Here is a 25,337-nt window from a genome sequence, read left to right on the forward strand (position 1 = left end):
TGGCCAGGCCTTGCCGCTGAACATTACAACAATTTCAGTCATTTACACAGAGGGGCGCCCCACTGTGGGCAAAAAACCCCAGTGGAAGCACCCCCTGCGAATGAGTACCCGAGGGCACCCAATAGTGTGCGATTAAGAAGAGGACTTAACCTGGGCCGCAACTTCCGCTGCGAAGTCCACCTCTTCCTTCTCGATACCTTCACCCACTTCGTAGCGAACAAAGGAAACCACATCGGCACCGGCGTCTTTAACCAGCTTGCCGATGCTTACATCCGGGTTCTTAACGAAAGGCTGCTCTACCAAGCTGTTCTCTTTCAGGAACTTCTTGATACGGCCGCCCATCATTTTCTCTACGATTTCAGCCGGCTTGCCTTCCATATCCGGCTGAGCCTTGATGATGTCCTTTTCTTTTTCCAGGACGTCAGCAGGCATATCTTCCGGCTTGTTCACCTGCGGGTTAACCGCAGTCACGTGCATAGCAACATCTTTAGCCAGCTCGATCTCGCCACCGCTCAGAGCTACCAGGGCAGCGATGCGGTTGTTGGAGTGAACGTAAGCGCCAACTACCGGCGCTTCAACCAGCTCGATTCGACGCACGCCGATGTTCTCACCGATTTTCTGTACCAGAGCTTCACGAGCATTTTCCAGCTCGCCTTCCATCAGCGCGGCAACGTCTTGCTGGCGATCGGCAAATGCCTTCTCTACAACCTTGGCAACAAACGCCTGGAAGTTTTCATCGCGGGCAACGAAGTCGGTCTCGGAGTTCACTTCAACCAGTACGCCGTAGGTGCCGTCTTCTGCAACTTTAGCGGCAACAACGCCGTCAGCAGCGGTACGGCCAGCTTTTTTAGCGGCCTTCAGGCCGGAGGCTTTGCGCAGGTCTTCGATCGCCTTTTCGATATCGCCATCGGCAGCGGTCAGAGCCTTCTTACACTCCATCATCGGCAGGCCGGTGCGCTCGCGCAGTTCTTTTACCATAGACGCGGTAATCGCCATGATTCAATCCTCGGGGTTCTGTCACTAAAAAATTAGAAAAAAGGGGCCGTAATTCGGGCCCCTTTTTGAGTTCGCAGTGTAAAACAAGCGTGTTACACCACTTAGCCCTGCAAATTACTCTGCAGCAGCTTCGTCATCGCTAGCTTCGACGTACTCGTCCTTCGCAACGCTGTTACCAGCTTCTGCGGCGCCGGCAAGTACTGCGTCGGCTACAGCGGTGGTGTACAGCTTGATTGCGCGGATAGCGTCGTCGTTACCGGGGATCACGTAATCAACACCAGCGGGATCGCTGTTAGTGTCGACAACACCGATTACGGGAATACCCAGCTTGTTAGCTTCCTGGATAGCGATGCGCTCGTGCTCAACGTCGATTACGAAGATCGCGTCAGGCAGGCCACCCATATCCTTAATACCACCGATGGAGCGCTCGAGCTTGTCCATAGCACGGGTACGCATCAGAGCTTCTTTCTTGGTCAGCTTCTCGAAAGTACCGTCCTGAGACTGGGCTTCCAGCTCACGGAAACGCTTGATAGAAGCGCGGATGGTTTTGTAGTTGGTGAGCATACCACCCAGCCAGCGGTTGCTGACGTAAGGCTGGCCACAACGCTCTGCCTGCTCTTTGATAGATTTCTGAGCGGCACGCTTGGTGCCAACAAACATAATCTTTTTCTTCTGAGCAGTCATACCCTTGATGATCTGCAGGGCTTCGTTGAAAGCCGGTACAGTGTGCTCAAGGTTGATGATGTGAATCTTGTTGCGGGCACCAAAGATGAATTGACCCATCTTCGGGTTCCAGTAGCGGGTCTGGTGACCAAAGTGAACACCAGCCTGCAGCATATCGCGCATACTTACTTGCGGCATAATAAACCTCTATCTATACGGGTTAGTCCTCCACGTATCCCATGCGTCAACCCTTGAGGGCACCCAGACACATGTGTCGATGCGTGTGCGGCTTTTACTCACCCGGGGAGCACCCCCAGGCGGCGCGCTTTATACCACAATCGGCCCCCTTAGTGAAGGCGTGACACCAATTTCGCGCAAAGGGTCACGCCGACACCGCATTCCCGAGACGCCTGGATCATCCCTGCGCCAATAGCGGCAAAATGTGTCCTACAGCCAGCAATCCGCTACAATAGCCCGCCTCTTGGGCGCTACCCGCCCCAACCCAGAAACAAAGGATACGCATGACCTCAGCCATTAAGACCCCAGAACAAATCGCCAAGATGCGCACCGCTGGCCGCCTGGCCGCAGAGGTGCTGGAAATGATTGGCGAGTATGTCGTTCCAGGAGTCACCACTGAAGAACTGGATAGACGCTGCCACGAACATATCGTGAAGGTACAAAAAGCGATCCCGGCCTGCCTCGGCTATCGCGGCTTTCCAAAATCTATCTGCACTTCCGTCAACGAAGTGGTCTGCCACGGCATCCCCTCCGAGAGCAAAATTCTCAAGAAGGGCGACATCATCAATATCGATGTAACCGTTATCAAAGATGGCTGGTACGGTGACACCAGCAAGATGTTTTTTGTCGGCAAGCCCGCCGCTCACGCCGAGCGCCTGGTGAAAATCACCCAGGAGTGCATGTACAAAGCCATCGAGATTGTTCGCCCCGGCACTACCCTCGGCGATATTGGCCACGTCATCCAACAGCACGCCGAGAAAAACTACTATTCAGTCGTTCGCGACTTCTGCGGGCACGGCATCGGCGACGTCTTCCACGAAGACCCGCAAATTCTTCACTACGGTCAACCCGGCACCGGGGAAGTACTCAAAGAGGGCATGACCTTCACCATTGAGCCGATGATTAACGCGGGCAAAGCGGGCACGCGGGTACTGGGTGACGGCTGGACTGCGGTAACCAAGGACCGCCGCCTCTCCGCCCAGTGGGAGCACACCATGGTGGTAACCAGCAACGGGGTAGAAGTACTCACCGCGCGCGGCGAAGAGAGCTTCTAAGCCGCACCGGTGGCGCCGCGAGAGACTCACAACTCACTCGCGGCGCCGCTGCGACAACTCCCCGCAAACTGAACTCAAGCCGCTCTCCACTTGCGGCAGCCCAAGAGCCAAACGGACTTACCATGCAGCCGGCAAGCCCCCCCTACTTCGAACGCCCCCTGTTTTTCTTTGACCAATCCCGTTTTCGCCGGGATTTAAGCTCCGGTGACAAGCCCACGCTGGAAATATTTAAAGATGCTGTCGGCGCAGCCGAGCGGCAACTGGCAGAGCGTTTTCGCGAGGGGGAGGACGTCGTCACCCTGGTGCACGAGCGCGCCCTATTTGTGGACTGCCTTCTGCACTACGCCTGGCACCAGTTCGAATGGGCTGAGGGCATAGGGCTTCTCGCTGTGGGTGGCTACGGGCGCGGCGAACTGCACCCCCACTCCGATATCGATTTGCTGATCCTCTCCTGTGAGCACCCAGCTGCGGAGACCATCGACAATATTGAGCGCCTGGTGGCCTTTTTGTGGGACCTGGGACTCGATATCGGTCACTCGGTGCGAAATATCCAGGAGTGCCTGGAGCTGGCAGCAACCGATATCACCGTCGCCACCAACCTCACCGAATCCCGCACAGTTGTCGGTGACAGTGCCGTGGGTGAGCAGCTGGCCGCGCAAGTGGAGCACAAGAGGCTCTGGCCCACCGAAGAATTCTTCAAAGCCAAGCTCGCCGAGCAGAGAAAGCGGCACAGCAACCAGCAGGCCGCCGAATATATTCTCGAACCCAATATTAAAAACTCCCCCGGGGGCCTGCGGGATATCCAGACAATCGCCTGGGTGGCCAAATATTTTTTCCAGGTGCGCACCCTGAAGCAACTACAGGGCAAGGCATTTTTTACCGAGGAGGAGTTCGCCATTTTGCAGTCCGGGGAGACCTTTCTCTGGCGGGTGCGCTACGGCCTGCACTTGCTCGCCGGCCGTGCGGAAGAGCGGTTGCTATTCGACTACCAGAGAGAGCTGGCCAAGCAATTCGGCTATGTGGATAGCGACACCCAGCTCGCCGTTGAGCAGTTTATGCACAACTACTATCGCATTGTGATGGCGCTACAGGAATTGAACGATGTGCTACTTCAATACCTCGGCGAAGCCATTCTTCAGCGCAAGGGCAGTCAGCTGGTCATCCCCTTAAACGAGCGATTCCAACTGCGCGACGGCAATATTGAGGTCGCCTACCCGCAGGTATTTAACCGGGAGCCCTCGGCCCTGCTGGAGATCTTCGTGCTGATGGCCAACAATCCGGAGATTAGCGGAGTGCGAGCCTCCACTATCCGCCTGATTCGCGAGCACCGACACCTGATCGACGACCAGTTCCGCACAGATCCGAAAAACACCCAGCTGTTTATGCAGCTGCTGCGCTCGCCGCGAGGCTTGTCGACACAGCTGTCGCGCATGACCCGCTACCGTATTCTCGGGCGATACCTACCGGAATTTGGCCGGGTAACCGGACAGATGCAACACGACCTGTTCCACATCTACACCGTGGATGCGCACACCCTGCAAGTTGTGCGCAATATGCGCAGCTTCCGGAGTCCCGAGGCGCGGGAGAAATTCCCCATCGCGGCGGAAATCCTCGATCGCCTGCGCCAGCCGGAACTGCTGTATATCGCCGGCCTCTACCACGATATCGCCAAGGGGCGCGGCGGCGACCACTCCAAGCTGGGCGTTGTAGATGCGGCGGAATTCTGCCAGCGCCACCAACTGCCCGCCCGCGACCGGCGACTGGTTTGCTGGCTGGTGGAAAAGCATCTGCTGATGAGTCAGGTATCGCAAAAGCAGGACATCAGTGATCCCGAAGTGGTACACGCCTTCGCCCGCGAAATGGGCGACCGGGAGCACCTCGACTACCTGTACGCCCTCACTGTCGCCGATATCAATGCCACCAATCCGGAACTCTGGAACAGCTGGCGGGCGAGCTTGATGCGCCAACTCTATCAGGCCACCCGCCACGCCCTGCGCCGGGGCCTGGAAAACCCTATCGACCGGGAAGAAATTATCGAAGAGACCCGCTGCCAGGCAATGGAAAAACTGACCGCTATGGGACTCCCACAGGCCTCAGTGGAAAATATCTGGGCGCAGATGGGGGAGGACTATTTTGTTCGCGAGACCGCAGACAATATCACCTGGCACACTTCGGCTATCCACGAACTGCACAGCAGCCCGGACACTAGCCAAAAAGACACCCTGGTTTTAACCCGCAACTCGGGCCCCGGCGAGCACGATGGCGCCACCCAGGTTTTTGTCTACACCCCGGATAGAGCCAACGTATTTGCCGCTGCGGTGACCGGCCTGGATATGCTCAACCTGAACATTCACGATGCGCGCCTGTACAGCTCGGCCTCCGGCTATACCCTGGATACCTTCTATGTGCTGGACGAGGCGGGTCAACCGCTCCTGGATGAACCCCAGCGCCTGGCGCAGATTCGCGATACCCTACAACAGGAGTTGGCCCTGGTTGAGGACTACTCAAAAATTATTCAGCGGCGCACACCCCGCCGCCTGAAAATGTTTGAGTTAAAGAGCCAGGCCCACCTGTCCACCGAACCCGGCGATCACTACAGCACCCTGGAAATCACCAGTGCCGACAGACCCGGCTTGCTGGCCCGCATCGCGCGAATTTTTATCGCTCACGATCTGCGCCTGCACAATGCAAAAATTTCGACACTCGGCGAACGGGTTGAAGATATTTTTCATATTACCGATGCCGAGGGCTCACCGCTTAAGGATATCGAGGCCAACCGCGCACTGGAAAAAGCCATCTGTGCGGAATTGAACAACCAAGACGCCTAACCGGAAAACACCCGAGGCCCGCTCACGACCATGAATCCACATCTGGAACAATTGCAGCCCTATCCATTCACCAAGCTGCAAGCCCTGAAAGAGGGCCTCCAAGCGGCGGACAAGCCGCATATTGCGCTATCGATCGGCGAGCCCAAACACGCACCGCCAGAATTTGTCCGCACCGAGCTCGTTCGACACCTGGACAAGCTCGCCGCCTACCCATTGACCAAAGGTATCGAACCCCTGCGGCAGGCGATCGCCGACTGGCTGTGCCGGCGCTTTCAGCTCTCCAATGTGAGTGCCGACAGCCAGGTGCTACCGGTCAACGGAACCCGGGAAGCGCTTTTTGCCTTCGCCCAGGCGAGCGTTGCCGCCGGCAGCAAAGTCCTGATGCCCAACCCCTTTTACCAAATCTACGAGGGCGCCGCCCTGCTCGCCGGAGCGCAGCCGCACTTTATTAACTGTGTGGCGGAAAACCAATTCAAAGCGGACTTCGCCTCGGTGCCGGAATCCGTGTGGCAGCAGTGCGAATTGCTGTACCTGTGCTCCCCCGGCAACCCCACCGGTGCCCTCCTCGACATTGAAGATTTCAAACAGCTGATAGAGAAAGCGGATCGCTACAATTTCACCATCGCTTCCGATGAGTGTTATTCGGAGCTGTACTTCGATGAGTCATCGCCACCGGCGGGCCTGTTGCAGGCCTGCGAGGCGATGGGGCGAACGGACTTTCACCGCTGTGTGGTATTCCACAGTTTATCCAAGCGCTCCAACCTGCCCGGATTGCGTTCGGGCTTTGTCGCCGGAGACGCCGAGCTGCTACAAAAATTTTTGCTCTACCGCACCTACCACGGCTGTGCCATGCCGCTGCCCAACCAGTACGCCTCCATCGCAGCCTGGCAGGACGAGGAACATGTGCGCCAAAATCGCGCACTCTACAGCGAAAAATTTTCCTCAGTTCTCGAAATTCTCGATGGCTGCCTCGACGTTGAGCAGCCACAGGCAAGTTTTTATTTGTGGCCCAATGTCGGTGACGGTGAACGCTTTGCCAGGGAACTCTATGAGGCGCAAAATATCACGGTACTACCCGGCGCCTTTCTCGCGCGCGATAGCGCCGGCCGAAACCCCGGCCGCGAGTATGTGCGCTTGGCACTGGTAGCGACACTGCAAGAGTGCATCGACGCCGCGCACCGCATAAAGGCATTTTGCAGCTAAGACAAACTCACTCTTCGAGAAGAGCTAACAACTCGAAACAACCAGCGGCTCAAGAACAGACAGGAACCCCACGCCCAGGCACCGTTTAATCATGGCAGTAAAAAATCTACTCAAACAAGAGCGCGTCAATTATATCTTGCAGCGCCTGGAGGAACTCTACCCGGAAACGCCCGTTCCTCTCGATCACAAAGACCCCTATACCCTACTAGTTGCGGTACTGCTCTCCGCCCAGTGTACCGACGAACGGGTCAATCAGGTAACTCCGGCACTCTGGCAACTGGCAGACAACCCCAGGGATATGGCGCAGGTCCCGGTAGAAGAGATCCAGAAAGTCATTCGCCCCTGCGGCCTGTCTCCGCAAAAATCCAAAGCCATCAGCAAGCTGTCGCAGATCCTGATCAATGAGTACCACAGTGAAGTGCCAGAGAATATGGCCGCGCTGGAAACCCTGCCCGGGGTCGGACACAAAACCGCCGGCGTAGTGATGTCACAGGCTTTTGGACACCCAGCTTTTCCCGTCGACACCCATATTCACCGCCTGGCCCAGCGCTGGGGTCTGACCAATGGTAAAAATGTCGCCCAAACTGAAAAAGACCTGAAGCGACTGTTCCCCAAAGACAAGTGGAATAAATTGCATTTGCAGATTATTTTCTACGGCCGCGAGTTCTGCTCTGCGCGGGGTTGCGACGGCACTGTTTGTGAAATATGCACCACCTGCTACCCCAACCGTAAAACCCCCAAGAAAACCAAAAAGGCGTAACCGTGATTACTCTGTACGGCATTAAAAACTGTGACACCGTAAAAAAAGCCCGCAAGTGGCTGGAGAAAAATGGCGTCGATTATCGCTTTCACGATTTTCGCGTAGACGGCATGGAGGGTGTCCCCCTGCAAGCCTGGCTGGATAAGTTTGGCTGGCAGGAGGTTCTGAACCGCCGCTCAACCAGCTGGCGCGAACTGAGCGATGCGCAGAAAAACGCCATGGACAACGCACTCGCCTTTGACCTGGCCAGTGCCACGCCCACCCTGATTAAGCGCCCGGTCACCGCCACCTCAACAGAAACCCTTTTCGGTTTTAAAGAGGCGACCTTCGAACAACTGCAAAGCTAGTCGAATTAGGAGATAACCAACATGAGCAATATTTACAGTATCGGTTTTGGTGTCGGCACCTGCAACAGCAAGGGCGACTGGCTGGAAGTTTACTATCCCAAACCCCTATTTAAACCCAGTGCGGAAATCGCGAGCGCGGTCGTTGAAACGCTCGGCCTGACAGAGGGAAATCACAGCCTCTCTCTGGACCCCTCCCTGTTACACAAATTGGCCGATGCGCTGCAAAGAGCCGGCGCTGCCGAGCAGGCTGAAATCTTGCAGCAGTTCGCCAATACCCAGCGTCCTCTCGCAGCGGTTATCTTGAGCTCTGACGAAGCCCCGCAGTCGGTACCCGAGGCCTACCTCAAGCTACACCTTCTCTCCCACCGCCTGGTCAAACCCCACGAGACCAAACTCGGCGGTATTTTTGGCAAGCTGGTTAATGTCGCCTGGACCAACCAGGGCGCCATTGATCTGGAGGAACTGCCCCAACGCCAACTGGAGGCGAGACTCAAGGGCGAGCACCTGGATGTCTCCTGCGTGGATAAATTCCCCAAGATGACCAACTACGTGGTACCGACTGGCGTTCGTATCGCCCACACCGCCCGCGTGCGCCTGGGTGCCTACCTGGGTGAAGGCACCACTATCATGCACGAGGGCTTTGTTAACTTTAATGCGGGTACCGAAGGGCCCGGCATGATTGAAGGGCGTATTTCCGCCGGCGTCTTTGTCGGCGCCGGTTCCGATCTCGGCGGCAGCAGCTCCACTATGGGCACCCTGTCCGGTGGCGGAAATATCATTATCTCAGTGGGCGATAACTGTCTGCTCGGCGCCAATGCCGGCATCGGTATTCCTCTCGGCGACCGCTGCACCGTGGAGGCCGGGCTCTACATCACCGCCGGTAGCAAAGTCGCCCTGCTGGATGACAGCGGCAAGTTGGTAGAGCACGTCAAGGCTCGCGACCTGGCCGGAAAGTCCGATTTGCTATTCCGCCGCAACTCCACCAGTGGCGCGGTGGAGTGTCTCACTAACAAGAGCGCTATTGAGCTCAACACAGCTCTACACAGCAATTAAAACGGCGCGGTGCGGGGCTTCTGTTCCGCACCGCAGCGCCCCACCGCTATAGCCGCCCCTTCGCGGCTCACCTCCCCAACACAAGGAAAGCTCACGTGACTCCCACTCTCCAACTCGCTTTCGAGCTGATTCGCCGCCGCTCTGTCACCCCCGAAGATGCGGGATGTATGGAGCTGATGATCCAACGTCTGGAAAAAATAGGATTCCAAGTAACAAAATTGCGCCGGGGTGACACCGATAATTTTTGGGCGGTACGGGATGGCTCTAGTGAAGGCCCCCTACTCGCCTTTGCCGGGCACACCGATGTCGTACCCACAGGCCCGGAGCAAAACTGGAGCTGCCCCCCGTTCGAACCAGAAATTCGCGACGGTTTTCTCTACGGGCGCGGCGCGGCGGATATGAAGGGTTCCCTGGCCGCCATGGTGGTTGCCTGTGAGGAGTTCGTTGCGGCACACCCTGACCACAGTGGCCGCATAGCATTTCTGATCACCAGTGACGAAGAGGGCCCCGCGACAAACGGTACCGTTAAGGTTGTCGAGTGGCTTGAGGAACAGGGCGAAAAAATTGACTGCTGTATCGTCGGCGAGCCCTCCAGCAGCGAGCGGGTTGGCGATATCATCAAAAATGGGCGCAGGGGTTCACTCGGTCTGGAACTAAAAGTTCTCGGCACCCAGGGCCATGTAGCCTACCCTCACCTGGCCGAAAATCCGATACACACCCTGGCTCCAGCGCTCGCTGAACTCGCTGCCGAAGAGTGGGACCAGGGGAATGAATTCTTTCCCGCAACCAGTTTCCAGGTTTCCAATATCAATGGCGGCACCGGTGCCACCAATGTTATTCCCGGCGAAGTGGACCTAGTGTGCAACTGGCGCTTTTCCACTGAGTTAACCGCCGAAGATCTGGAGAGCCGCGCGCGCGCAATCCTGGATAGGCACAAGCTCAAGTACGAGGCGAATTTTAAATTATCCGGATTGCCCTTTCTCACCGCCGAGGGCCCCCTGGTCCAAGCCACTCAACAGGCCATTCACACAATCACCGGGGAAGAAACGGAGCTGTCAACTGCCGGCGGCACTTCCGATGGCCGCTTTATTGCCCCCACCGGAGCCCAGGTGGTCGAACTGGGGCCGGTCAATGCCACTATTCACAAAGTGGACGAAAGGGTTGAAGCCGATCACTTGAATATACTCAAAGATATTTATCGAGAGGTCTTAACAGAGTTACTCAGCTAAATTAATTTGGCTCAGGTTAAAGATTCAAAAAGAGCAAAAGCTCAAAGTGTACGCTTGAGAGGCCCCAGCTTTCCTGGCCGGGGCAGTTAATTTCAGTAGCTTTACCCGCCAAATAAACTGACTATCCCCTCAATATGACAATTCAGTGTATTTGCCCCCTCTAACACCGCCCCTTCGCTATGCTCCACCCGACAATAAAAAGGAGCTTATCGACCATGGAGAGGTTTATAAAACTTATCGCTGCGGCAATTATCGCAAGCCCGATATTTTCAGCCAACGCAAACACAAGTGCAGCCTTGCCCAATTTTAGCTATGAGGACATATTCGATCTAGAGTACGCCAGCGATCCACAGTTTGGCACTAACGATAAAAACATTTATTACGTGCGCAACTCCCTGAATAAAATGGCGGATACCACAAGGGCAAACCTTTGGTATATCAGCGACGATGGCAAAGACCACCGCCCCCTGACTTCGGGAGACTTTTATGATCACTCCCCTCGCCTATCTCCAGACGGAAAGACCCTGGCTTTTATCAGCGATAGAAGCGGAAAACCCCAGATACATTTATTGTGGCTAGATAACGGCCAAAGTGAGCAAATTTCCCACCTGCCCAAAGCCCCAGCAAATATTCAATGGTCCCGCGATGGCCAGCATATTGCTTTCACCATGTTCGTGCCCGAGAGTAAACCACTCCCTGTAGAACTCCCCACACCACCGGAAGGGGCTCAGTGGGAGGAAGCACCCCAGTTTATCGATAAAAGCTTATACCGCATCGAGGGTGTGGGATACTTAGAACAGGGCAATTCACAAATTTTTGTCATTTCCCGCGAAGGAGGCACTCCCCGTCAGCTCACTAGCGGCGATTACGAACACAGCGGTCATCTCAGCTGGGAGAAAAATAATAAATCCATCTATTTTTCTGCAAACCGCCACCCCAATCATGAAATCGAGCTGCTCAATTCAGAAATTTATAAAGTCGATATCGACAGCGGAAATATTGAACAGATAACCGAAAGATTTGGCCCCGACTTCCAACCTAAAATCTCACCCGACGGGAGAAAGCTGGCCTATTTGGGCTATGAAGATCAGCGACTTTCCTACCACCAAAATACTTTGCGGGTAATCGACCTCGCCAGTAGAAAAAATCACTTAGTGAAAACCGCCAGTGATCGCAGTGTTTCCGATTTCCAATGGCTCGCCGACAGCAAGCGTATTGCCTACAGCTATGACGACCACGGTTCAACCAAAATTGCCCTTAAAAAGATCGGCGGCAAAGCAACGGTAGTCGCGGATAACGCCGGGGGTCTGACATTAGGCGCTCCCTATAGTTTTTCGGACTTCGCTGTCTCCAAGCGTGGAAATGTAGTGTATACACAAACCACCCCTCAGATTCCCGCAGAGCTTGCAATTTCCCGGGGCGGCAAGATAACAACACTCACGGCTATCAACAGTGATTTGATACCGCTGCGCAATATGGCCCATGTGGAAGAGATCAACTATAAATCCAGCTTCGACGGTCGCAACATTCAGGGCTGGGTAGCCTACCCCCCCAATTTCGCCCCCAAAAACAAATACCCCTTGCTGCTTGAGATTCACGGCGGCCCCCTAACCAATTACGGCCCGCGATTTGCCGCCGAAATGCAATTATTTGCCGCTGCGGGCTATGTAGTGCTCTACACCAATCCGCGCGGCTCCACCAGTTATGGTCACGAGTTTGCCAACCTGATTCACCACAACTTTCCGAGCCAGGATTACGATGACTTAATGGCCGGTGTCGATGCGGTTATTGCCCAAGGCTATATTGATGAAGAGCAATTATTTGTTACCGGAGGAAGTGCCGGCGGTACACTGACAGCTTGGATTATTGGTAAAACCGCACGATTCAGGGCGGCGGTCGTTGTGGCCCCGGTAATTAACTGGGAGAGCTTTGTACTAACTGCCGACTACTCCAAGCTATTTACACGCTACTGGTTTTCAGGAATGCCCTGGGAGCCCCCCGAGGAGTACCGCCGCCGCTCACCACTCACATATATCGGTAATATCACTACACCGACAATGCTATTGACCGGCGAAAACGATTATCGCACCCCAATATCTGAAACTGAACAGTTTTACCAGGCATTAAAGTTAAATGATGTAAAAGCGGCTATGGTACGCCTCCCCAATACATCCCATAACTTCTCTGACAGACCCAGCAAGAGAATCTCTAAAGTAGCCTCGACCCTCTACTGGTTTGATCAATACAAACCCGACAGGGAGAATGAGAGTGAGGATATAGCGAGCAATTAACTAAATTTCATCTACCGACTCTGCCTAATCAGAAAGGAGCGGATCAACCGACCCGCTCCTAATTCAAGAGTCACCCCTTCAGGTACACCGCCACACCTCAATCAAACCATCAGCAGCTTACTTAACAACCCTCCGGAAAAAGCTAAACGATTTACACGGCCCCTAGCACAAGACAAGCTACAGCCTTCTTTCTATGGCGCCTGTATCTACGATTTGATTACCCTCGGCATAAAGGCGACACTTTCCAAAAACCTTATATCGTTTTCTATATCGTTCACAGAGGCCAAGCGCATCATCATTTGCGACTTGTTGATCGATATTTTCTTCAGAAAAACCTATAGCAAAGGCTCCCCTAAAATCCAAAGCTAAAGCTACAGCTTTTTTCCCAGTCATATTTTGGTATTTTTCAAACTTTTCACCCAATCCTTCTTTAACGGGCTTAGCGGACAACCGAGGTCCTTGTATTTTCTCAATCTCTCTGCGCATTGAATTTAAACGAGACTCCCACTCCAAATTGGAAAGCTGCACCATCAAAGGACTTGCAACCTGAGAAAAATATTCTTTATCACGATTAATATAAAGCTCATGCGCATACCACCATGCTATTCTAGTATCCCTAGGCGCACGCAGATAAGCCTGCTCAAGCATTTCAAAATAATCTTCTCGCGGGTACCCCAGCACCTGCATTACAATCGCAAGCTCATACCAATAGATGGGTATATCATCTTGGAAGTTAACAAGTTTGACATACTTATCTCGTATATCTGTTACCGAATTTAAATTAGCACCCTCAAGTTTCGAAAGTTCTTCAGCCAAACTTATACGTGCCTGAGCCTCCAGAAACCAGAGTTCCCCATGAAAATCCACAGGAACAGAATCCAACCACTCTTTTGCCTTCGGAAAATTCCCAGCCTGAAATTCTGCAATCGCCATTGCAGAATTTAGCTCATAACTACGAACCTCCTGCTTTTCAGCATAATCAATAAAACTCTTTAACTGGGCAACCTCCTGCCCCGTAATCGCCATAAAGTTTGCAACCTCTAAAATCGCCTTTTTTTTAGGGAGTCGCGTTACAGTACTATTAAAGTCAGCCTCTTTCATCTTGGGCATAGACATTCTAAAATACCCAAATTTGGACCTAGGTAAACTAAGATATTTTGACTCGAGTTCTTCGAACGTCATACCAAGCTCCTCCCAAAGTGGGCGCACCCCAGCCAAGCCTTTGTTGTAGCCATTCAGATACCGCCCCAAAGCTTTTGCCCGCTGCGGATCAAAAATCAACCAGTGCGCTAACATCCAACCATTAGCATACAAAGCTTCTCGATCCCTATCATTCAAAGACCCATTTTTTGCCTCAAGGAGCATCTTTAAAGGCAATTCCTTTGAATAGTCTAGTGTAATAGCTCGACTTATTGGAATCATCCCAAGCTCATATTCATCCTCGTGGAAGCTGATCGTAGAAAAAACCTCCGCCATTCCCTCACTATACCAGTAGGGCAGGTTAGATGAGCTACGCCCATAAGTAAGGAAATGCACATACTCGTGAAATAAAATTTGACGTGCAGGATTACCTGGGTAATATTTATTTCCCGCCAAATTCACCAGAGCAAAGCTACCGTGAGAGGTATTGCGAAATAAACCTACGACCCTGCGAACATCCTCCCGACCAGAAATACCCTTAAAACTTAACGTGTCCGACAAGGCATAAACGGTTAGCTTTTGCTGATCCGGTATAAATCCTATATGCCTCTCCGCTACAACCCTCAGCCTTTCAAGGTCGATAGCCAACCTCTCAACCTTCTCCGATTTACCATTGGTAACTATACGAAAGTGCTTAGTCTCTACCTCATACCAGCTTGAATTAACCAACTTTTGAGTTGATGTACACCCCCCCAAAAAAGCAACAGATAATAGTAAAACCCATAGAAATTTACATATAACTCGCCTACAAACCATTTCTAACTCCATCCCTATCCCTTAAAATAATTTAACAATCCAAAAATATAAGAAACCACACGTCACAAATCACCTGTCATAAGTGACTCACTCACTATAAAACCCTTGGGAATTACAGTAACTTAACCCTCACACAACCAAACATCAATACAGAGGCTATCAGAATATACATTTCCGACACACCTTATAACCTTATCGCAAACTCCAGCCAGACAATTTCGAAAACAGCCTCTATTCCCTATAGGTTTGGCCGACATAAACCATATGAAAGTGTTAAAGACTTAGCACTCAACTGAGTCTATTGTACCGATTAAAATCAGCCAGACTTCTTAACCCAAGCCCCCAACCTGCTACCCAGCCTTTTGTTCACATACAATATACCTGAAACAAATACCACCACTCCTTCCCCCGCTACTGGAGTTATAAAACTCTTTAACTGATTATTTTACGTTTCGGCCAAACCGCTTTCAAATAGCCAACGCACAGAATAGAAGCCAAATAGCTTTCACCGCACTAATATTGAGGAGCAAGCTATTATCAACTTTAAGAAAATCCCGATGGTATTTCTGGGTTTAGCCAAGCCGGAGACGACATTCCGTACGACACTGAAGGCTACACCTTGGAAGTACCACTATATTCCAGAGTAAATACCCTGTATATTTTACAAGCCTGTAACCACAATGGATGCTCTGATTCAGACACTCTTACGGTTAACGATCCACTTATTGGCAGTATTGGTTACTTAAAAGCAAGTAGCTCTGGCGAAGGTGAGCACTTTGGGGCCTCGACAGCTTTTAGCGGCGACGGGAATACTCTTGCCATCGGAGCTCCAGGTGAATTACTTCGAACTGAAAACTCTAACCCCCCGGAACAGTTTATATCTTTACCCGAACGAATTTTAACTAAAAGGAACAGGCTGCTCTCAAAGCCAGCAATAGCTGACAGGGGGATCATTTTGGCCGCTCTATTAGTTTAAGTAATGATGGCAGCACACTCGCAATCGATGCCCATAAAGAAAATAGCGGCGCTACTGAAATCAACGGGAATCAGGGCAGTAGCAATTTTAATTCACCTGCTTTCAACTTTGGTACCGTATATTTATATGCCCGCACAAATAATATCTGGGCTCAACAGATTTATATAAAATCTAGCAACAGTGATCTCGACGATGCACTTGGTTACTCCGTCAACCTCAGCGAAAATAGGGATTTCCTTGCAGTCGAGGCTCCCAATGAAGACAGCTATGCCAGTGATATTAATGGCGATAAGCAAGATAATAACGTTCGAGATTCTGGAGCAGTTTATATGTTTACACGCTCAAAGACGACATAGAGAAAAGAGAGTTATATCAAAGCAAGTACTACAGAAAAAGAAGATGAATTCAGTTGCTCTGTAAGCCTCAGTGCAGATAGAAACACCCTTGTAGTGGGCGCCCCGGGTGAAAATAGTAATACTACCGACACTGGCGGCAACAAGAAAAACAATGACGCCCCTAATTCAGGCTTTATATTTATCTACTAATTTTTAATGGCTCAGGACTTCAGGAAGGTTTACAATCAAAATACACTTTGGCTGAGGGGTGCATAACTCAACGAGTCGTTAACTTAAAGGGTGGCTCCGAATAAAAATTACGACCTGACTTACCATTACTTACAAAATTAAGTCTGAGCCAATTCAACTTCAATACATACCCACCCCTAAAAATTTATCTATCTTCAACGGCGAACCTTTTGCCATATGAACCACTGGTAGGGACCCAATAAATAGAATAGAAGCTCTTTATTGCGATGTAAGCGTTAAATCATTAGGTGCTAACACCGCAATAAATGGCGTGATTAATTACCTCTACACTTAACCGTGATCGTGATATGCCTTAGCCCGTTTCATATGGCGATCCTTTTTCTCCGCCTTTAGGGTTTCCAGTTTAGCCAGCTGCTGCTCTGTTAAAATGGACTCAAACTGGGTGCGCATTTGATTGCGGCTCTGCATTTTAGCCACTTCCAATCTGCCAATCTTAGCACCCAGGCTCGCCAGAGTTTTCTGGTCCGCCCCAGAGCGAATCGCTTCACGCAGCGCTTTATAGGCTCCATGTATTTCCTCGCGCTGAGCCACTTTACCCTCGCGGTTGGACTCGCGAAACGCCTTCATTTGATCCTTTTGTGCTTCGCTCAGCTCTAACTCTTTAACTATTTTGCCCGGCCCATGAGCGCGACCTTCCGCCCGCCCGCTGCCATCACACGCCATACTCACTGCCGGTACAGCCACAACACCAGCCAATGCCAAACTACTTACTACTGCTTTCCAGTTTTTCATCGTTCAACCCTCTCGTTTGCATTCAGTAAATACATACTAAGTGGCCGCCGTGTAAACAGGGGATAACTGTGGTAAACCTTTGTTAAGAACGTTAAGCAGGCTATTTTTACACTAATGCGATATTTATTTAGACGGATAAACCTGGTTGCAGTTAAATCGCTACTAAAGGAATTAAATCGATGGAGGGGGCTATTTTTAGAACTTTATTTCGGAAGCCGTACAGGCTTACCCTGCTGGGCCTCCGCAACACATAGAGGCCACTCAGTGCAGAGCGGCCGAGGTGGGACTTGGCTTTGTATCGGTTTCTTCTAGCGAGTGAGTCAAAACGAAGTAATAAACGACCTGTTCGCGGCCCTGCACTTCGGCTATCAGGTCAAAGTTATACTCCCCCCGCTCCCCGGGAGAAATACGCACAGCAGCGATATGCTCGGGCTCAATAAACAGCTCGGCGACAGGTCGCTTACCGCGCATGACCTGAACTAACTTAGTACTCGCATCTTCAGCGGTGAAGCGCCAGTGGTAGTCGTCATCATCGTAAACTACCGAATCGCTACTTCCAGCGCGAACAATACAGTTCGTATGCTCAGTCAACCAGGGCCAAAATTCACTAAATGGCAGGGAGCTTTTCATAGGGGTATCAGTCATCAAGCTCAAGAACTTCGCAGTCGAGTGCAAGCTCTTCCGCGATTTGCTGGCACCAGAGGTTGAGTCGCTCAGCGGTCATCTCTTCCTGCTGGTCCTCATCGATAGCCAGGCCGACAAACTTTGCCTCCCCCGCCACCTCAGCTTTTGACGCCTCATACTCGTAGCCCGCCGTAGACCAATGGCCCACTATTGCAGCTCCCCGCTCCACAATCACATCGTGGAGCATACCCATGGCATCCAGGAAGTAGTCGCCGTATCCGAACTGATCCCCCAGGCCAAATAGAGCGACGGTCTTGCCGGTAAAATCAATTTCCTGCACGTCCTCCCAGAATTCCTCCCAGTCGGACTGGATCTGACCAAAGTCCCAAGTGGGTATTCCAAAAATGAGATGCTGGTAGCCGGCGATATCCAACTGGGTAACATCGGCAATATCAAATAGATCTACATTCTCTTCACCGAGGCGGGCGCGGATGCGCAAAGCTACTGACTCGGTATTCCCCTCGTCGCTGCCATAGAACAAGCCGATTTTACTCACTGTCAACCCTCTCCGCCCGATCCGGGCCACTACATACTGAATTACAAGGCGGCGTATTCTCCCAGCAATAACCTGGCTCAGCAAGTTACCCTGCAAGTATGGAGTGGAAGATACAAAGAAAAAGGCCCCCGGGGCAGCGGGGGCTAAGGGTTATGAACCTGCTGGGCCTCGGGGAAGGGTGCACCCAGCGGATCGCACAAGGAGTCTTTGGTTGGGGGGCCTAGGACTCTGAATCCTGACTTGAAGAACCTTGGTCACGCCGCATCATGCGTCGCTCTTTGCGCTGAGTTTTCAACGTCTCCCACTTGGCCTTCTGTTCGTCGGTCAGAATGGCCTTAAATTGTTCCCTCATCCTGTTTTGGCTCAGCATCTCTTGAACCTTTAACTTGCCGAGCTGCTCGCCCAGCTGATTCAGTGTCGCCTGGTCGGCACCCGAATCAATCGCAGTATTTATTTGCTGGCGCAACTCGTACATTTGCTGGCGCTGTGCCGCTCTCGCTTCCTGAGAGTTCTCACGGTTGGCCCTCAGCTGCGCCTGCTGACCTTCAGTCAACTCGAGCTGGCGAGCCATATATTCAAATCCGCGTCCCTGGCCGCCCTCAGAGCTGCCGAGGGCCATCGCTGCTGGAGCGATAAGAACACCCGCTATTGCCAAGCTTCCGACTGCTTGTTTCCAGTACTTCATTCCCTCGTCCTCATGTTTGTGTTCAGTGACTTCATAGTAATCTCAGCTTGTGTAAACGGGGGAAAACGCCGGTAAACATTTGTTAAGAACGGTAAAAAGCTTTTATGTTGGCGGTAACCAGCGCCAGCGCTTTGCATATAATGGCCACACAGAAACTGAGAGAACGCCATGAGCCGCATCCTTTTAATCGACGATGACACCGAACTCACTGACCTGCTAAAGGAATACCTTACCGGTGAGGGTTTTGAAGTAACTGCTGCCAACGATGGCGGCCGAGGGCTGGAACTCGCACAGAGCGAAAGTTTTGATGCTCTGGTACTAGACGTCATGCTGCCCGTTCACAATGGGTTTGAAGTGCTGCGCAAGCTTCGCGAGGAGGCCTCTGCTGCGAGCCGCTCGCTACCGGTTCTGATGCTTACGGCAAAGGGAGATACCGTCGATCGAATTGTCGGCCTCGAAATGGGTGCCGATGACTATCTACCCAAACCCTGTAACCCCAGAGAGCTGGCGGCGAGACTGCGCGCAGTACTGCGTCGCGGGCGAGTTGAGCCCAGCGGAGAGAGTGACGACAGCCTTAGCAGCGGTCAGATTCGATTGCTTCCCGCCGAGCACCAGGGCTATTGGGGCGACCAGGTGCTCGCTCTGACCGGGGCCGAATTCGCCGTACTCAAAGTGTTGGTTCAACATGCCGGCGAAGTGGTCGGCAAAGAGGTACTTACCGAGAGCGCCCTGGGCCGCAAACTGATGCCCTACGATCGCTCTATCGATGTCCATGTCAGCAATATTCGCAAGAAGCTCGCCGACAAGGGGGCCAGCCGCGACCTGATAATCAATATCCGAGGCGCCGGCTACATGCTTACCCAGAGCAAGCAGTAGGTCTTCCAGTATGCGCAGTCTGTTTTGGAAAATGTTCTTTGGGGCCTGGATCACCGCTATGGTGATGGTGGTGGCCGCAATTTACATTACCCACTTCGGTGAATTCGGCGACCCCCGGCAAGAGGAGCGCTGGGAGGGGCCCGCCCTGTTTCGTGAGGTCATGCGCAATATGCGTATCGCTCGCCGCCACGGCCCCGAGCAATTCCAGCACTGGCTGGAAAAAGCCCCCAAGAAAGTCAAACGCCAGGTCTATGCGGTCGATCAGCAGGGGAGGGATATTCTCAGCCGCGACGTACCATCGAGTATGAAGCCACTTATCGACAGCCTCGACTACCGCAACCGCGAAGCCCACAGGTTGGTCAACAATAAGCCCACCGTGGGCTTCTTTCTGCCCCTGCGCACCGGCGACCCCCTGCGTATCATCGTCATTGCCGGAGACAGCAAGGAAGGCCTGCTGCTGCGTTTCCTGTGGCGCAACTTCTGGCCGATGCTGCTGCTGTCCATGATCGCCTCCGGCCTCGCCTGCTACTGGCTAGCCCGCTACCTGAGCCGCCCACTGGAGCAGTTGCGCGCCGCCACCAAGCGGGTCGCCGCCGGCGAGCTGGACTACCGTGTGACCCCATCTCTGAAGTCCCGCAAAGATGAACTGACCGACCTGGCCCTGGATTTCGACTCCATGACCGCCCAGCTTCAGGAGTCGATGTCCGAACAGCGACGTCTGATCAAGGATGTCTCCCACGAACTGCGTTCGCCCCTGGCGCGCCTGCAAGTGGCACTGGCGATCGCGCGCCAAAAACAGATCGGTGGACTGGATACAGAGCTGGATAAAATCGGCAAGGCCGCAGATTATCTGGAAGACATTATTGCCGACGTGCTATCTCTTCCTATCAGCGCCCAGGAGCAGCGCCCCCTGGACGATGTAGTGGAAGTTAACGCCCTGATCGGAGCGCTGGCGGAAGACCTGCACAGCGAAGCCGCAGAGAAAAAACTGTCTATTGATATCCGCTCCAAAGGCGAAGAGCTTCTTGTCGCAACCCGGGGCAGCTCCCTGACCGCCGCGCTGGAGAACATTCTGCGCAACGCGATCAAGTACAGTCCCGAGCAAGGCCAGGTGAGAGTGTCGATTGAAGCGTCAGCAGACACCTGTACCATTTCGGTCGTCGACTCGGGCTCCGGCGTGGCAGATGAAGAGCTGGAGGCTATTTTTCGCCCCTTCTACCGCACCGATAGCGCGCGCACCCGGGAAAGCGGTGGCTTTGGACTCGGCCTTGCCATCGCCCAGCGCACTATCCTGCACCACAGGGGAAGTATCAGCGCCCAAAATAGCTCGAATGCCGGACTTTGTGTTGAGATCAACCTACCCCTGCTACATATCCCTGACGACTAAGCAGCACAGCAGCTAATATAAGCATCTCTACCGCCAGAATTTTCTGGCGGTTGCTTCCCAGCACCCGCAAATAGCAAAGGAACCCGCTATGCGCTGGATTATTTATATCCTGATTTTCCTGGTACTACTCGTGCTCGCAGGATACCTGTTTCCCCGCGAGGTCACCGTTCACCGCAGCGTGCTTATCAATAAGCCACCCGCCACAGTTTTCCCCTACGTCAACAATTTCCGCAAGTTTAACGAGTGGTCCCCGTGGCGCCATATCGACCCCTCAGTAGTCTATGAGTACAGCGGTCCCCCGGCCGGAGTCGGCGCCAAAATGACCTGGCGAGGAGAAAACTCCAAGGCCGGCAGCGGCAACCAGACCATCCTCACCAGCCAGAGAAACTCCACTGTCACCACCAAACTGGAGTTTGGTGACGGCAGCCAGGCCACAGCCGAATTCCAGCTGGAACCCCAGGGCGGCGGCACCCTGCTCACCTGGAATTTTTACAGTGATACCGGCGGCGGCCCCAGGGCGCGCTGGATGGGACTGGCAGTGAAAAAGATGGTGGGGGAATCCTATGAACAGGGGCTGGAAAAACTAAAGAACCTCGTTGAAACCGCCCCGGAGGGCTCCTCCACCAATACGGTGTCAGATATTCCCTCGGATGTGGATGACGCTATGGGTGATGGCCCCCAAGGCATTCCCAATGAATTGCGCAATCAAAATGAGGAGGAAGCGGGGGAGACACCCGCACCCCCACAATAGCCCGTCGCGCAGCCCCTGCGGCGGCCCCCTTCCCCGGTGGCCGCCCGGGGCTTTATCGGATTGGAGAGCTGGAGAAATGATGCACTACCAGCTCCGGCTTATCCCGCTGGATAAACAGGGTGGCCAAGATCCGCTTTCCCCCACGACTCCAGGTACTGTGGTCGTGGGCGTTAAAGGTCACGGTGATTTGATTAAATCCGGGCTGCAATAGCTTTTCTGGAATATGCAGGTCTGCGGCATAAAGGCGCTGGACCTTGCTGCCATTAATATATAAATGTGCATGCCCCTCCAAAAAAGGCTCATCTTCCTCACCGGCAAAGCGCGGCGATTCCAGTTCAAACCGATCGTAATCAATATGGAGGTTGTAGCCCGACAGGTCATCCCGGCTGATATCCAGCTCAATCCTGGGCACTGCGGCATGCACAGGTATCTCAATCATGGGGTGCTGATCGCCATTGTGCCCCGCATGAGAATTTGTCTGGGCCATCTGTGACAATACCGGAACCGCTGTGCCCCAGAGCAAAACCCCGGCGATAAAATACCTGCGCATTTTCATTGAATATTTACTCCTGAAGGAGCCTCTGAATAATTCCGTAAGGCCTCCAGCTTTCAGAGGCCCCCTAGATTAAATACGAGTTAGTAGTCCCAGCAGCGATTCACAACCCCCTCGCTGTCCAGCTTGCCAGCAAAACGCGGGCCAAACGTATACGGGAAGGCTGGAATTAATTCCCCACTATTGTCCTCTGTCACCGTCAAATGATAATGGTAGCCGCGCTGATTATCGCTGTGACCGTTGAACTGATCGAGATAGGCCCCGCCCCGGTCAGTCAAACTTTCATCCCAGTAGTAATCTTCGTAAAAGAAACCCGAGACAGCCTCAAACTGATTGCCAGAGGCGGATGTATAGATATCATCAGTGTCAGGGCCCGCATAATTCGTATAAGTAACACCGCGATCGACATTGTATTCATCGACTAACAGGCAGTTGCGCCGACCGGCAACACCGCAACCCGTAGCTGAATTCGGGTTATCGTAGTTGCGAATTACCCAGCTACTCTTTGCCAGTACGCCAGTATCTTCCCATGGACCATAGATAGCGTAGCCATCGGCGGTATATCCATAGATGGGAGAGTGGCCATCAGCAGTATCACCGACGATATCTGCCAGACAACTGCTATAAACATGGTGGTGATAGTCACCATTTGCCGCGTGACCAGCACAAATATCCACATCGTAAAATTCGGCCTCAGCGGCCAAGGTATGCCAGGTATTATTGACCCTCTGTCCGTCACTCCACTGATAAATGGAGGTGCCGTTGACCCAATACCCCTGGGCACCGAGACCTGATTCACAGGGCTCTGTCGCCACTTCCGGCTCTGCCGGGAAATACCCCTCGTGGGAAACCTCTTCCGGGCAGACGGGGCCCGGCGGCCAAAAGCCGTAACCTGCCCCAGCGGCACAAGTGCCGTTGCTGCGGTAGCCAATATCCTGAGCAAAGCTGACCCTATCCCCCACTTCCACAGAGGGATAGCCATTGAGAAAATCGGAAAATGCTTTGGGGCGTCCAACAAGCGAGTCAAATATTTCCTGAGTGATATCGATCTGATAATTGGGAATACCCGAGGCCGTAACCTTCGTGTAGTCTTTCCCATTAATCCTGACAGATTCAACCCTCTGGACATTCACCAACACCCGGCGATTGCTGTTGCTTTTGAAAATATAGCGGGCACGCTCTCTGTCTGTATTAAGTATCCACCCCTCTTCTGAAACTGTATAAGCAGAGTTCAACGCATCATCCTCTGCATCATATTCAGACTCGGGGAGCTGTTGCGCCGCAGCACTGGCAATACTCACCCAGGGCAAAACCCCAACTGCAAAATATCTTTTTAGCTTCACAAAAACACTCCTTATTTTTTATTTATCAAGAAACAACTTCACATCTTTAAATATCGACAGGGAATTTGGGCACTCAGCGCAACCCAAAAACCCAACGCAACACACCTCCTCACACCCAAAACAAAAAAAACGACATCCCTGATGGGGCAGCTTGAGCAATACACCACCCCCTCCAACAGAAACACTCACCCGCACATAAACAATCAATTTTCACTAATCAAGCAAGACACCCACAAAAAACCCTTAAAAATAATTTTTAATAATCAACAGCAATAAAAATTTCAGGTACCCCATCAACTTTTCGCAATCACAAAAAAATCGAAAAACCCCAAAATAAAAAAATCATCAAGAAAGTTTATTTATTTTTTTAAACACAACTAAAGTCTTACACCGCAAAAAACTAGCCCGCAAAAGTGAATGAATTGTGGACGCCTGCGGACCAACTTCACAACAATCGACATTTTCTAACCCTCCTTCGAGAAAAAGCTGCCTGTCAAAAAATTATTAACTAACACAACAGGAAAAATGAAAGACTGGACGCTGTAGACACCTCAAAGAGACGCCCTCGGCGGTCCGGTATTTTTTTGAGGAGGGGGAAGTAAATTGTTGTGCTAACAGGTGAAGGGAAAAAACTACAATTAAATATACGATTAAATTCAACTCGAAATCTTTGGATTAATCGCCCGCCATCTACCTTTCTACTGGCGTTTTAGCACTGCCTTACACGTATAAAAAAGCCCGCTAGTGCGGGCTTTTTTATAACTAACCTAATTTCGGTCGATTGCGCCGGGCTGCGGGTGCCGGCGACTTGCGCAATTTCCTGCGCTGGCGCTCCAGGTTTTGCTTTTCACCCTGGGTCAGTGGGCGCTGGCCCAGTTTTGGCATTCCCGCCGTTACACAGAGATCATCGATCTCCCGGGGCTCCATTTCGATCCACTGTCCGACACGCACATGGGAGGGAATAAACACGCTGCCGTAGCGCACGCGCTTCAAGCGACTCACCCTGACACCCTGGGACTCCCACAGACGGCGCACCTCACGATTGCGCCCCTCCATGACCACACAGTAGAACCAGCGATTCTTACCCTCGCCGCCACTCTCAACAATATCGGTAAAGCGCGCAGATCCATCGTCAAGCAATACGCCCTTGAGCAGACGTCGCCTCATCTCTTCGTCCACATCCCCCTGAATTCGAACCAGGTATTCGCGATCGATCACCGAGGAGGGGTGCATCAACTTATTGGCCAACTCGCCACTGTTAGTAAACAACAGCAGGCCGCTGGTATTGAAATCCAGGCGCCCAACTGAAATCCAGCGGCCGGTTTTCAGTCTCGGCAGGCGATCGTAGACCGTCGGGCGGCCCTCCGGATCGTGGCGGGAACATATTTCCCCAACGGGTTTGTTGTAGAGGATCACCCGACAGCGATTCTGCTCCGCCGAAGGCAGTCGACTGCCATCAAGCTCGATATGATCCGCTTCAGTTACTCGCTCTCCGAGTTCCGCCACTTTTCCATTTACGGTTACACGGCCCGCGTCAATTGCGCGCTCCATCTCACGGCGCGAGCCGAGACCGGCGCGCGCTAATACTTTCTGTAATTTCTCGCCTGCTGGCGGGGTACCATCACTCATGG

General features: G+C 52.7%; 22 protein-coding genes. 12 read left to right on the plus strand and 10 right to left on the minus strand.

The annotated features are described in order from the left end of the window. Nucleotides 1–132: 132 nt before the first annotated feature. Complete coding sequence (gene tsf / locus ACJJIF_RS08695; protein ID WP_444931826.1) at nucleotides 133–996, minus strand: translation elongation factor Ts; 864 nt, start codon at nucleotides 994–996, stop codon at nucleotides 133–135. 114 nt (nucleotides 997–1,110) lie between these two features. Next, complete coding sequence (rpsB, locus tag ACJJIF_RS08700) at nucleotides 1,111–1,857, minus strand: 30S ribosomal protein S2 (protein ID WP_444931827.1); 747 nt, start codon at nucleotides 1,855–1,857, stop codon at nucleotides 1,111–1,113. 323 nt (nucleotides 1,858–2,180) lie between these two features. Here rpsB and map point away from each other — a divergent pair, with 323 nt between their 5' ends. From map to ACJJIF_RS08740, 8 genes are all read left to right on the plus strand, one after another. Then, nucleotides 2,181–2,951 carry a type I methionyl aminopeptidase gene (gene map, locus ACJJIF_RS08705; protein ID WP_444931828.1) on the plus strand — a complete coding sequence of 257 codons (771 nt, stop codon included), beginning with the start codon at nucleotides 2,181–2,183 and terminating at the stop codon, nucleotides 2,949–2,951. Between the two features lie 122 nt (nucleotides 2,952–3,073). Further along, nucleotides 3,074–5,779: a [protein-PII] uridylyltransferase gene (locus tag ACJJIF_RS08710; RefSeq protein WP_444931829.1), complete on the plus strand. Its 2,706-nt coding sequence runs from the start codon at nucleotides 3,074–3,076 to the stop codon at nucleotides 5,777–5,779. Nucleotides 5,780–5,809: 30 nt separating this feature from the next. After that, complete coding sequence (gene dapC / locus ACJJIF_RS08715; RefSeq protein WP_444931830.1) at nucleotides 5,810–6,982, plus strand: succinyldiaminopimelate transaminase; 1,173 nt, start codon at nucleotides 5,810–5,812, stop codon at nucleotides 6,980–6,982. A 91-nt stretch (nucleotides 6,983–7,073) separates the two neighbouring features. Further along, nucleotides 7,074–7,742 carry an endonuclease III gene (gene nth, locus ACJJIF_RS08720; protein ID WP_444931831.1) on the plus strand — a complete coding sequence of 223 codons (669 nt, stop codon included), beginning with the start codon at nucleotides 7,074–7,076 and terminating at the stop codon, nucleotides 7,740–7,742. Between the two features lie 2 nt (nucleotides 7,743–7,744). Next, nucleotides 7,745–8,089 carry an ArsC family reductase gene (locus ACJJIF_RS08725; RefSeq protein ID WP_444931832.1) on the plus strand — a complete coding sequence of 115 codons (345 nt, stop codon included), beginning with the start codon at nucleotides 7,745–7,747 and terminating at the stop codon, nucleotides 8,087–8,089. A gap of 21 nt (nucleotides 8,090–8,110) precedes the next feature. Next, nucleotides 8,111–9,142, plus strand: a complete 1,032-nt coding sequence (dapD, locus tag ACJJIF_RS08730) for a 2,3,4,5-tetrahydropyridine-2,6-dicarboxylate N-succinyltransferase (RefSeq protein WP_444931833.1) — start codon at nucleotides 8,111–8,113, stop codon at nucleotides 9,140–9,142. A 95-nt stretch (nucleotides 9,143–9,237) separates the two neighbouring features. Further along, a complete protein-coding gene (gene dapE, locus ACJJIF_RS08735; RefSeq protein ID WP_444931834.1) occupies nucleotides 9,238–10,371 on the plus strand; it encodes a succinyl-diaminopimelate desuccinylase in 1,134 nt (377 codons plus the stop codon). 215 nt (nucleotides 10,372–10,586) lie between these two features. After that, complete coding sequence (locus ACJJIF_RS08740; protein WP_444931835.1) at nucleotides 10,587–12,662, plus strand: S9 family peptidase; 2,076 nt, start codon at nucleotides 10,587–10,589, stop codon at nucleotides 12,660–12,662. 177 nt (nucleotides 12,663–12,839) lie between these two features. Here ACJJIF_RS08740 and ACJJIF_RS08745 read toward each other — a convergent pair whose 3' ends face one another. Continuing rightward, nucleotides 12,840–14,630 carry a hypothetical protein gene (locus ACJJIF_RS08745; protein ID WP_444931836.1) on the minus strand — a complete coding sequence of 597 codons (1,791 nt, stop codon included), beginning with the start codon at nucleotides 14,628–14,630 and terminating at the stop codon, nucleotides 12,840–12,842. Between the two features lie 1,335 nt (nucleotides 14,631–15,965). Here ACJJIF_RS08745 and ACJJIF_RS08750 point away from each other — a divergent pair. Then, a complete protein-coding gene (locus tag ACJJIF_RS08750; protein ID WP_444932333.1) occupies nucleotides 15,966–16,139 on the plus strand; it encodes a hypothetical protein in 174 nt (57 codons plus the stop codon). Nucleotides 16,140–16,469: 330 nt separating this feature from the next. On the opposite strand, the gene ACJJIF_RS08755 is transcribed toward ACJJIF_RS08750, so the two are convergent. From ACJJIF_RS08755 to ACJJIF_RS08770, 4 genes are all read right to left on the minus strand, one after another. Further along, the gene (locus tag ACJJIF_RS08755) at nucleotides 16,470–16,931 is read right to left on the minus strand and encodes a Spy/CpxP family protein refolding chaperone (protein WP_444931837.1); all 462 of its coding nucleotides are present in this window, start codon (nucleotides 16,929–16,931) and stop codon (nucleotides 16,470–16,472) included. A gap of 261 nt (nucleotides 16,932–17,192) precedes the next feature. Further along, on the minus strand, nucleotides 17,193–17,561 hold the full coding sequence (locus ACJJIF_RS08760) for a hypothetical protein (RefSeq protein ID WP_444931838.1): 369 nt from the start codon (nucleotides 17,559–17,561) through the stop codon (nucleotides 17,193–17,195). 7 nt (nucleotides 17,562–17,568) lie between these two features. After that, nucleotides 17,569–18,111, minus strand: coding sequence for a flavodoxin (locus ACJJIF_RS08765; RefSeq protein ID WP_444931839.1), 543 nt, complete (start codon nucleotides 18,109–18,111; stop codon nucleotides 17,569–17,571). A gap of 220 nt (nucleotides 18,112–18,331) precedes the next feature. Then, entirely contained in the window at nucleotides 18,332–18,796 is a 465-nt protein-coding gene (locus ACJJIF_RS08770; RefSeq protein WP_444931840.1) for a Spy/CpxP family protein refolding chaperone, read from the minus strand. A gap of 168 nt (nucleotides 18,797–18,964) precedes the next feature. On the opposite strand from ACJJIF_RS08770, the gene ACJJIF_RS08775 reads away from it, so the two are divergent. From ACJJIF_RS08775 to ACJJIF_RS08785, 3 genes are all read left to right on the plus strand, one after another. Next, entirely contained in the window at nucleotides 18,965–19,672 is a 708-nt protein-coding gene (locus tag ACJJIF_RS08775) for a response regulator (protein ID WP_444931841.1), read from the plus strand. Nucleotides 19,673–19,682: 10 nt separating this feature from the next. Continuing rightward, entirely contained in the window at nucleotides 19,683–21,059 is a 1,377-nt protein-coding gene (locus ACJJIF_RS08780; protein WP_444931842.1) for an ATP-binding protein, read from the plus strand. Between the two features lie 88 nt (nucleotides 21,060–21,147). Next, on the plus strand, nucleotides 21,148–21,810 hold the full coding sequence (locus tag ACJJIF_RS08785; protein WP_444931843.1) for an SRPBCC family protein: 663 nt from the start codon (nucleotides 21,148–21,150) through the stop codon (nucleotides 21,808–21,810). Between the two features lie 52 nt (nucleotides 21,811–21,862). Here ACJJIF_RS08785 and ACJJIF_RS08790 read toward each other — a convergent pair whose 3' ends face one another. The 3 genes from ACJJIF_RS08790 to rluB all read right to left on the minus strand — a co-directional run bounded on the left by ACJJIF_RS08790 (nucleotide 21,863) and on the right by rluB (nucleotide 25,335). Next, nucleotides 21,863–22,366, minus strand: a complete 504-nt coding sequence (locus tag ACJJIF_RS08790) for a hypothetical protein (protein ID WP_444931844.1) — start codon at nucleotides 22,364–22,366, stop codon at nucleotides 21,863–21,865. A gap of 80 nt (nucleotides 22,367–22,446) precedes the next feature. Beyond that, entirely contained in the window at nucleotides 22,447–23,706 is a 1,260-nt protein-coding gene (locus ACJJIF_RS08795) for a YHYH protein (protein ID WP_444931845.1), read from the minus strand. A 762-nt stretch (nucleotides 23,707–24,468) separates the two neighbouring features. Further along, entirely contained in the window at nucleotides 24,469–25,335 is an 867-nt protein-coding gene (rluB, locus tag ACJJIF_RS08800) for a 23S rRNA pseudouridine(2605) synthase RluB (protein WP_444931846.1), read from the minus strand. Nucleotides 25,336–25,337 lie beyond the last annotated feature (2 nt).

The sequence above is a fragment of the Microbulbifer regidiadema (SeqCode) genome, assembly GCF_052467605.1.